At 61.4% G+C, this 9,004-nt stretch carries 9 protein-coding genes; 2 read left to right on the forward strand and 7 right to left on the reverse strand.

Annotation, left to right across the window (positions count from 1 at the left end; all coding sequences use genetic code 11):
• Positions 1–78: 78 nt before the first annotated feature.
• The 4 genes from ACOQFS_RS00800 to ACOQFS_RS00815 form a co-directional block, all read right to left on the reverse strand.
• The gene (locus tag ACOQFS_RS00800) at positions 79–396 is read right to left on the reverse strand and encodes a DUF2322 family protein (RefSeq protein ID WP_421561084.1); all 318 of its coding nucleotides are present in this window, start codon (positions 394–396) and stop codon (positions 79–81) included.
• A gap of 122 nt (positions 397–518) precedes the next feature.
• Positions 519–848: a hypothetical protein gene (locus ACOQFS_RS00805; protein ID WP_421561085.1), complete on the reverse strand. Its 330-nt coding sequence runs from the start codon at positions 846–848 to the stop codon at positions 519–521.
• A 443-nt stretch (positions 849–1,291) separates the two neighbouring features.
• Positions 1,292–2,293, reverse strand: coding sequence for an FHA domain-containing protein (locus ACOQFS_RS00810; protein WP_421561086.1), 1,002 nt, complete (start codon positions 2,291–2,293; stop codon positions 1,292–1,294).
• Positions 2,290–3,741, reverse strand: a complete 1,452-nt coding sequence (locus ACOQFS_RS00815; RefSeq protein WP_421561087.1) for a S1 family peptidase — start codon at positions 3,739–3,741, stop codon at positions 2,290–2,292. Before ACOQFS_RS00815 ends, ACOQFS_RS00810 begins: the two co-directional genes overlap by 4 nt.
• A gap of 99 nt (positions 3,742–3,840) precedes the next feature.
• Between ACOQFS_RS00815 and ACOQFS_RS00820 the strand changes: the two genes are divergently transcribed.
• Positions 3,841–4,791 carry a M14 family metallopeptidase gene (locus tag ACOQFS_RS00820; RefSeq protein WP_421561088.1) on the forward strand — a complete coding sequence of 317 codons (951 nt, stop codon included), beginning with the start codon at positions 3,841–3,843 and terminating at the stop codon, positions 4,789–4,791.
• A 44-nt stretch (positions 4,792–4,835) separates the two neighbouring features.
• Here ACOQFS_RS00820 and ACOQFS_RS00825 read toward each other — a convergent pair whose 3' ends face one another.
• Positions 4,836–5,726, reverse strand: a complete 891-nt coding sequence (locus ACOQFS_RS00825) for a DMT family transporter (RefSeq protein WP_421561089.1) — start codon at positions 5,724–5,726, stop codon at positions 4,836–4,838.
• Between the two features lie 274 nt (positions 5,727–6,000).
• Here ACOQFS_RS00825 and ACOQFS_RS00830 point away from each other — a divergent pair, with 274 nt between their 5' ends.
• On the forward strand, positions 6,001–6,309 hold the full coding sequence (locus ACOQFS_RS00830; RefSeq protein ID WP_421561090.1) for a single-stranded DNA-binding protein: 309 nt from the start codon (positions 6,001–6,003) through the stop codon (positions 6,307–6,309).
• Between the two features lie 43 nt (positions 6,310–6,352).
• Here ACOQFS_RS00830 and ACOQFS_RS00835 read toward each other — a convergent pair whose 3' ends face one another.
• Both ACOQFS_RS00835 and ACOQFS_RS00840 read right to left on the reverse strand, forming a co-directional pair.
• Positions 6,353–6,577, reverse strand: coding sequence for a hypothetical protein (locus ACOQFS_RS00835; RefSeq protein WP_421561091.1), 225 nt, complete (start codon positions 6,575–6,577; stop codon positions 6,353–6,355).
• Positions 6,578–6,740: 163 nt separating this feature from the next.
• Positions 6,741–8,732, reverse strand: a complete 1,992-nt coding sequence (locus ACOQFS_RS00840; RefSeq protein ID WP_421561092.1) for an ATP-binding protein — start codon at positions 8,730–8,732, stop codon at positions 6,741–6,743.
• Between the last annotated feature and the right edge of the window lie 272 nt (positions 8,733–9,004).

The following is a 9,004-nucleotide window of genomic DNA, read 5'->3' on the forward strand; positions in this document are numbered from 1 at the left end:
CTATTGCGAGCATTTGCAACGCGGCAGGCCGCCCAAAGCGGGGATGCGCGGCGCGCGAGGGACTTGTTCAGCGTTGCCTTAGACCGCCACGGTGCGCACGGCAAAGCTGTCGGTGCCCTGCGCCCAGCCCAGCAGCCGGTCGATGTTGGGGTGCTTGCCGGGGAAGGCCTGCGCATCGGCCACGTGCTCGGCATACCACTCCAGCCCCAGGCTGGCCGCTGCCGGGGTGATGCGGCCGCTATACAGAGTCGCCAGCGCGGCATACACCACCAGCGACCCGGTCTGCCCGGGTTTGTTCTCGATGGTGGCCAGCGTCTGGCCCTCAGCGCCCAGCAGATGCAGGGCGGCGAGGTGGCCGGTGGAGGGGAGCTGTTTCAGGCGATCTGCAAAGTTCATGGTGGTCATGTGGCAAGAAAAATTTGAATAAAAATGGCGCTCAGCGCTTTATGGATAAGCGCTGGTAGCTATTGAAAAGTGAGCGAATTGCGATGTTCGCGGACCGCGACTGTAGCGCGGCCTCAGGCCTGCCACACCCCAAACCCCGCCGACCTCAGGTCGATGCCGATCTCGATCTCGCGGTCCACCGCCTCCTCATAGCCCATGGGGTTGAATCCTTCGTACAGGTCGGGCAGCAGCCAGAGGCCGTATTGCGTCACGAACCGGTTGGCCTGGATCCCGGCCTTGTGCTTGTCAAAACGCACATCCGGGTCCAGCCCCGTCATGCCCACATACACGCAGGGCTTGCCGTCGATGTAGCCGGGGTTGCATTTGCGAAAGCGCGGCTCCAGAAGCACGTCCTTGGAGAGTTCGACCACGTAGACGTGGTGGTGGGGCTTGCGGCGGGGCATGTGGGGCGCTGTAGCCCGCCATTGCGTGCAACCGGGTTCCTCCCCCACCGCACTACGCCGATAACTCTTCCGGCAGATTGCCTGCCGCTTGCAACGTGTGGCGACGCGGTGAGGCAGATTCCATGTCGGCACGGGACATTCACGATCCCACTTCAGATGCCGGATATACGACTGCAGGTGTTTTGCCCACTGGGCTCCAATCGATCAGGCTCTTGCTGTTGTGGGGGAGTCCATATAGAAGGGTTAGGCATCACTCGCGTGCTCCAGACGAGCGCTGGTGTTCATAGATGACTTGAACAAGCTCGCGGGCACCAGCCATGCCAAGCCAACTGATGGATTTGCTCAACAAGCTTGCAGCAATCAAAGCCTTTCCTTCGGTGACAAGCTTTGCTATTTCTTCGTAGAAACAGGAGCAGATCGCGGCAGAAGCTCCCGCGTTTCTGTCACTCCTCCGCGTCTTCCTCGTCCGACAAGCCATCACCCTTGAGGCGCCGGTCCAGCTTGCCGCGCAGCGCCTCGGCGTCTTGCAGCAGCTGGTCGACCGGCGCGGCGGGGACCACGCGCAGGCTGGGCGGGAACAGGCTGCTCATGTACAGGGTCTTGGACAGGCGCATGGAGTTCATCCACTGCGCGCCCAGCCACAGCGGCACGGCCACGGCCACCACCAAGGCCACAGACCATGCCAGGCCTTTGCGGCGCCGGGGCAGCACGGTGGCCAGGTGGGCATACAGCGCCCCGGCCAGCACCAGCGCCACCAGCACGTGCGAGAACTTCGCAAACACCTCCAGCGAAAAGGCAAACGCTGCCAGGTGCGCCAGCAGGGTCACGGCGTCCACCCCCAGCACGGCGGCGCAGGCAATGCGCACATGGCGCCAGAAGTGCAGGCGCCCGGCAAACATCTTGCTGGCCCCCGCCCACACCCCCGACCATGCGGTCAGCACCACCATCAGCATCAGCACCACGCTGGGCAGCGCCTTCACATACTGCGCGGTGTCGCGGGTTTCGAGCCACGCCGACACCAGCGCCGCCGCCACCACCCCGCCCGCCAGGCCCAGGGTGGCGCCCAGCATGCGCCACGGAAACTCCGGCAGCGCCTGCTCGTCGGCAATCGGCGTGTCGGCCAGCCGCAGCGTGATGTGGGTCTGGCCCAGGTCGATGGGCGTGCCGTCGGGCCAGTCGAACTGGTCGCCCTGCGCATGGCGCTTGCGCTGCAGGCGCGCGCCGTTGCGGGTTTCCAGCACGTCCACGCGCACCGTGCGGGGCTCACCCACCGTGCGGTCAATGCGCAGGTGGCGCGGGGCCACGTGGGGGTCGTCCAGCACCAGGTCGCAGTCGAGCGCGCGGCCCACGGTGATGGGCCAGCGCGTGACGGGCGCGCGCGCCAGCAGGGCGCCGTGGCGGTCAAAGGCTTCGATCAGGCCCAGGGTGGTGGGGCTGTTGTTCATGGCGCGGCCTCCCAGCGGAAGGCCTTGAGGTAGTGGCCGGCCAGCTTCATGCTGTTGTCAAACGCAACGCCCTGCACGTCCAGGCGGCCCAGCACGCCCTGCGTGAGCTGGTTGACCGAGGTCACCAGCACCGTCATGTTGTACAGGCCCGCCAGCTTGCGGTAGGCCGACAGGCACACCACGGCGCGCAGCGGCAGGCTGCCCGGGTCCACAAAGCGCTCGGTGCATTCGGCCGCCGTCTGGTGGCGGTTGCCGCGCAGGGGCAGGTTCTCGTTGGCAAAACTTTGCGAATACATGCGCGCAAACCGCGCCGGGCCCAGCGTGGGCGCGTTGTAGGCCTCGTAAGACAGGCGCACGGCGCCGGTGTTGAAGTCGCCGGCCACCACGTCGCTGTCGACGCGGCACTGCGTGCGCTCCAGGTTCAGGCCGGGAAAGGACGGGTCGCGCCCCGAGCCCCAGCAGCGCGCCAGCGCGTCGTCGGGCACCGGCACGCGGTAGCTGCCGTGGCGTTGCTCGCGCAGCGGGGCCTGCATCAGGCGGTCGGTGAGCCGCTGCTGGTGCTCGGTCAGCTGCCGTGCCACCTCGCCGTGGGCCGCCTGGGTGATGGGTTTTGCGTTGGCCGCGCGCTGCACCAGGGCCTGCGCGAATTCGGCCGGGATCAAAAAGCTCACCTGTTCGCCATCCATGCGCTTGGCCACGTTCACGCCCAGCACGCGGCCCGCGTCGTCCACCGCCGGGCCGCCGCTCATGCCGGGGTTGAGCGTGCCGCCAAAGAAGATGCGCGGGTAAAAGCTGCGCCGCACTAGCCCGTTGTAGGTGCCCTCGGTCACGGCAAAGCCGATGTCGAGCGGGTTGCCCAGTGAGTAGATGCGCTCGCCCTGCGCCAGCACATCGGCCGCAGGCCGCAGCGTCAGCACGGGCGCGGCCGCCGTGCGCCCCTTGGCGCGCAGCACGGCCAGGTCGTGCTGCACGTCAAAGGCCAGCAGCTCCACCTCGCCTTCCTGCCCTTCCATCGTCACGTACACACCCCGGTAGCGCTCGGGCTCCAGCGCCAGCTGGCTGGCCACATGAAAGTTGGTGACGATCAGCCCGTCGGCCGACACAAAAAAGCCCGAGCCGATCGACGCCTGGGTGCCCGCATTGCGCAGCAGCGTGCGGATCTGCACCAGCTTGTCGCGCGAGAGCTCGTAAATGCGCCGCGCGTCGCGCGAGAGCGGGGCGGCGGCCTCAGGCGCTGCCGGCGTGGCCCCGGTGGCGGCCCCGCTGGTGGATTCATTGGGAGGGCGGTTGCCGTCAGACGGATCCGATCCCGCAGGCCGCACGGCGGGGGCCGTGGCCGCGGGGGGCTGGGAGGGAGTCGGTGTTTGGCCCTGGGCCACCGCGCAGAGCAGCAACAGCAGCAGGGCCGAAGTCACGGGCCGCAAGGGCCGCAGCAGGGGAGAAGGCATCGCTGTATTCTATGAACGCCGCGCGGCCTGGCCCCGCCTGCAAGACGCACGGCAATGTCATCCAATGCCCCGGCTTCACCCGCTCACATCCCACGCACCATGCAGACCACCGCCATTTACCCCATCGGCACACCCGGCCAACCCTGGGGCGCCGCAGAGCGCGACCAGTGGCGCGCCCGCCAGGTGCGCCAGCGCAGTTATGCCGACGACGTGCTGCGCGCCGTCGAGGCGTTGCGCGGGCGCTGGGATGTGGAGCTGTATGGCGACGTCGTGTATGCCGACGCGCACCACCCGGCAGAGCGCTTTCCGCTGCGCGCCCTGCGCAGCCACCCCTGGCAGCCGGGCCTGCCCAGCGTGCTGGTCACCGGCGGCGTGCATGGCTACGAAACCAGCGGCGTGCACGGCGCGCTGCGCTTTGCCAGCGCGCATGCCGAGCGCTATGCCGGCCGCGCCAACGTGCTGGTGGTGCCCTGCGTCAGCCCCTGGGCCTACGAGCGGTTTCAGCGCTGGAACTTCGACGCGATCGACCCCAACCGCTCGTTCCGCGAAGCCTCGCCCGCGCAAGAATCTCTGGCCCTCATGCGGCTGGTGGCGCAGCACCAGGGCCAGTATGGCCCGTTCACCGCCCACATCGACCTGCACGAAACCACCGACACCGACGAATCCGAATACCGCCCCGCCGTGGCCGCGCGCGACGGCAAGGTGTTCGAGCCCGGCAGCATCCCCGACGGGTTCTACCTGGTGGACGACACCGACAACCCCCAGCCCGCCTTCCAGCAGGCCATCATCGACGCCGTGGGCCGCGTCACGCACATTGCGCCTGCGGATGACAGGAACGAAATCATCGGCTCACCCGTGGTGGCACCAGGCGTGATCCGCTATGCGTTGAAGCCGCTGGGGCTGTGCGCGGGCATCACCGGCGCGCGCTACACCACCACCACCGAGGTCTACCCCGACAGCCCGCGCGCCACACCCGATCAGTGCATCGAGGCGCAGGTGGCGGCGGTGTGTGCGGGGGTGGAGTTTGTCGTGACACATGCGCAGCACTGACGGACGCGCCCACAGCGAGCGCCGACGGGGGAGGCTGAGTGCAGTCAGCGCTTGTTCCAGATCACCAGCGCAATGCCCCCCATGATGGCGCAGGCCGACACCACCATGGGCCAGGTGGCGGGCTCGCCCAGCAGCGCAACGCCGCCCACGGCAGTGATCACCGGCACGCTGAGCTGCACGGTGGCGGCATGGGTGGCCTGCAGCGCGGGCAGCACCCGGTACCACACGGCATAGCCCACGCCTGAGGTCAGCGCACCCGAGGCCACGGCATACAGCATGCCGCTGGTGCTGGCCTGCCACTGCGGCAGCAGCACCGCGCTCAGCAACAGCGCGAGCGGCACGGTGCGCACAAAGTTGCCTGCCGTCACCGCCGTGGGGTCGGCGGTGGCGTTGCCAAAACCCGCCATGCGCCGCCCCCGCAGCGAATACGCGCCCCAGGCCACGCCCGCCCCCAACATGGCCAGCGACCCCAGCCAACCCGGCGTGGACAGGCCCGGCAGCATCAGCACCGTGAGCCCTACCACTGCCAGTGCAAAGCCGCCCAGCTGCAGGGGACGCAAGCGCTCGCCCTGGTACAGCCCCCAGGCGATCATGGTGGCCTGCACCGCGCCAAACAGCAGCAGCGCGCCCGTGGCCGCCGTCATGCTGAGGTAGGCAAACGAAAACCCGGCCGCATAGATGAACAGCGCCAGCGCCGACCAGCCATCGCCCGGCAGCGCGGCCAGCCCTTTGGCACGCCCCGGCTGCTGCGCACCGCGCCCGTGCTGCAGCCACACGATGGCCGCCAGCGTGATGGCGCCGGACACCAGCCGGATGCTGGTGAAACTGGCAGCGTCGATGGCCCCGCCCTTGAGCGCGAGGCGGCAGAGAATGGAATTGCCTGCAAACGCCAGCATGGCCAGCGCCACCAGCGAGACATTGAAGAGAGAGCCCATGGCGGACGAGTGTACGCCGGGAAAGATTGAAAGAAAAATGCCTTCAGCGCTTGATGGGTAAGCGCTGGCAGCTATGAATAGCATAGCGTTTGCAGTCACACCACCCTGTTTGCTACCGCGTGGGCTTGGCCATGCCCGAGCGATGCCGGGCACCGCGAGGGCCATTCAAACCGCCCTGGCGTGCCGCAGAGCCGCACCTATCGATTAGGCTCCGGGGCGGTGTCGGCATGGCACGACATGAAAACCCAAGGAATCGATGTGACAAGGAATCGACGTGATTGAGGGCCTGGTAGCCGGCAGGCTGGTGGGCGAGGCTGAGATGCGCGACGGCAAGAACGCCACGCAATTTGCGGTGGCCAAGGTGCGGGCCGCCGGCGGCGATGGCGAGCCCGTGCTCGTCAACGTGATCGCCTTTGCGCCCGAGGCCTGCGCCGCGCTGCGGGCCTTGCAGGATGGCGACGCCATCTCGCTGGCAGGCGCGCTGAGCCCCAAGGTGTGGACCGACAAGCAGGGCAATACCAAGCCGGTGATGGACATGGTGGCGAGCAGGGTGTTGGCGATCACGTCGCTGGGCGAGCGGTAAGCGGCCTGCGTCGAGCGTTTGCTTGGCGCGCGGGGCGCAATTTTTACGACGTGCTGCCGGTGGAGCCCAGCAACCGGGCACTCACTTCCGCCGCATCCAGCGCCGCAAACGCCATGTTGTGCCGATCTGTCAGCGGGCCATGGCCGGGCTCCATGCCCCCAGCGGCGTCATAGCCCATGGCCTTGAACTTCCACACGCCGCCGATCAGCTTGAGCGTGCCCACATGCGCGCCATCGGCGGTGTGGACGGAGACGGCGGTGGTGTTCATGGGCAGCAACTGCAAGGGGCCTGCCAGTGGGCCGGGCGGTACTTGGGCGAAGGTGGGTGAAAGAGGCTGGGGGTGAGGCATGGAGGTGTTTGTATCTCAAATGCGCGGCGCCCACCGTCTGGCTCAAGATCGCGTGTTGGTGACGTATCAACTCAGTAAGCGGCTAAGTATTTTCGTGAAGGGAGTTCGATAGCCATACGAGCTTGGGCATCACCTCGCGAAATTGGTCTTTCGTGATTGTTTTAGCGTGTGCATCTGCACGATATTTATTGGAAACATCCATTGAAGAGTTGAATCGTCCTTTGTCTTCATTGAATGCAAACTTGAATATATCCCAATTTTTTATAATTGCATCTTTGAGATTCAGAAAATATAATTCACCTTTGAAAATATCATCAAAAGGTAAGTTGTTTGCTTTTTCGCGTTGGCTTTGTTTTGTCATGGATTCAATAATTTTTTGCTTTCCAATAGTTGAGCCAAAAGCTAACTTTAGTGTCCGTCGTACTAGGTCTCTGAGCGAATGTTCGAATGAATTTCTTTCTTTGCTGAGACTCGCCCATCGTTCTTCAATTGAATCTGGGCAAATTAATCCACGAGCTTCTTGTTTTATTGAATTTTCTACTGCATTAATTCTAAAAAAATATGACCCACCATCTTTGCTTATTAATCCATACCCGTTTAAATGATTGAGTAGCGTTGGATTTTCTTGCAAAAAGTGGTCAATTTTTTGATGCTCGCCTGCGGCGATGTGCTGCAGTAGTGCGTATTCTTCGGGGTATTTTTCGGTTAAAACTTCGAGAATTAAATTAATGTAACTCTGAGTGTGCGTGCTGATTTCTGCGCGTTGAGTCGTGTAGGTCTGTTTTCTAATATGTATCTTTCGTGGAAGCAATGCAGACGAAAGAGCTTTCCACATGTGACCACATGCATGTCGAATTAAAAATGGATGTCCACCGAAGTCATCTGTTAAATAGGTGAAAACTTCGGTGTCGAAGCTGACCCCCATATATCCACCGATGCTGGTGAGCATCGTCCTGACATCATCAACATCAAAAAAGCCAAGGTATGTTGGCTTTATGTACTCGTACAGAGGATTGTCAACTCCGTTGGCCAGCCTAGAGCGCTCCAAGATCTGTGGATTAACTCCGCACAATAGAAAACTAATAAGATTTGGATTCTGTTGAAAGGTTGAGCGAATGGTTTGCCAAAATGGAAGAAATTCTGATCCATCTCGCCAATCTGTGCTTGGTGAAAGCTCGAAACAAAGATTTTCAATCTCATCAAAGATCAACAAGGCTGGTTTGCCTGTTCGTTTTTTTATCTCTTTTAGATCTTCGCTGAAGCATATTGATGCATCTTGTTCTGAATATTTAGATTCGGGATTTCCGAAATTGTGCAGACCACCCGCAACGCATAATTGCTCTTTGATCCGGAAAAGTGCTTTGTTCCACTTTGCTCTGTGATATCTGGTGTCGGAACAATCAATGAAAGCAACTGGTGCACCTAGATGTTTTAGCTCCCGAACCAACGCCCAGAGAAGAGATGTTTTTCCTATTCGACGCAATCCGAATATCGTGGAATTTTCGCCTGCTTGATATTTGCGAACCAGTGCTTGTAGCTCATTCTTTCGACCGAAAAAATACCGATCTGTTTGAAGGGCTGAAGAAATCGCGAAGAGGTCGGTGGTGTATAGATTTTTTTCCAGTGCGCTTGTTGTTAAATCGAGCTTTCCACCTGCCCCGCCCGATAAATCTGAGTATTTAAATGGGATGTATAGTCTGGGGTCGCTTTCCGCAGCCACTGGAAAATCGTGCTTGGAAATGGATTTGGCATTTGTGACTAAAATAACGCAGAGTCGATCTAGTCGCATTGGGTCATCGCTGATTATTTTTTCTGCAGCGGCCATTAGTCTAGAATCGATATCTGGATATGGATGAAAAATGCACAAAATATCGCTGCGAAAATTAAATTTTTCGCGAAGATCGTGAGTGGGTTTCAAAAAAATGTAAGGATAATTCGCAGATCTGGAGGCTTGAAATATGCCTGCATGAGCAACAAACCAGACTGTGGCTAAATTGCCAGCGATTTCTCGTTCTTTTGGCCCAAATCCATCCAATCGCAAGCCTGGCAGCATGCCCGGGTGTTGGTTTGTCAATTGTTTGCTCCGTTTCGATTTATAAATTATGAACTTGATATCTACGTTGCGGCTATTTATCCACTGCGTCCATTAAACCCGTCCCAAGTTTAAATAAGGCGTTCTCGCCCGTTGTCCCAATCGGTCCGCCACAAAGTTCCGGTGGTGCTCAAACTGAAACCTGTCATCTGGCTTGGCATTGGTCTATGGCGGCTTCACGATGGCCTTCACCACCTAGCAGGCTGCTGAAATACTCCCCACCGTCGTTTCCCGGTTGACGTCTTGCCAGGACA

Source organism: Paracidovorax sp. MALMAid1276, assembly GCF_049198005.1.
Lineage (GTDB): Bacteria > Pseudomonadota > Gammaproteobacteria > Burkholderiales > Burkholderiaceae_C > Acidovorax.

What these genes read in the sequence shown, in the direction of transcription:
- ACOQFS_RS00800 (WP_421561084.1), bottom strand. Translation starts at nt 396, where the DNA reads ATGAACTTTGCAGATCGCCTGAAACAGCTCCCCTCCACCGGCCACCTC.
- ACOQFS_RS00805 (WP_421561085.1), bottom strand. Translation starts at nt 848, where the DNA reads ATGCCCCGCCGCAAGCCCCACCACCACGTCTACGTGGTCGAACTCTCC.
- ACOQFS_RS00810 (WP_421561086.1), bottom strand. Translation starts at nt 2,293, where the DNA reads ATGAACAACAGCCCCACCACCCTGGGCCTGATCGAAGCCTTTGACCGC.
- ACOQFS_RS00815 (WP_421561087.1), bottom strand. Translation starts at nt 3,741, where the DNA reads ATGCCTTCTCCCCTGCTGCGGCCCTTGCGGCCCGTGACTTCGGCCCTG.
- ACOQFS_RS00820 (WP_421561088.1), top strand. Translation starts at nt 3,841, where the DNA reads ATGCAGACCACCGCCATTTACCCCATCGGCACACCCGGCCAACCCTGG.
- ACOQFS_RS00825 (WP_421561089.1), bottom strand. Translation starts at nt 5,726, where the DNA reads ATGGGCTCTCTCTTCAATGTCTCGCTGGTGGCGCTGGCCATGCTGGCG.
- ACOQFS_RS00835 (WP_421561091.1), bottom strand. Translation starts at nt 6,577, where the DNA reads ATGAACACCACCGCCGTCTCCGTCCACACCGCCGATGGCGCGCATGTG.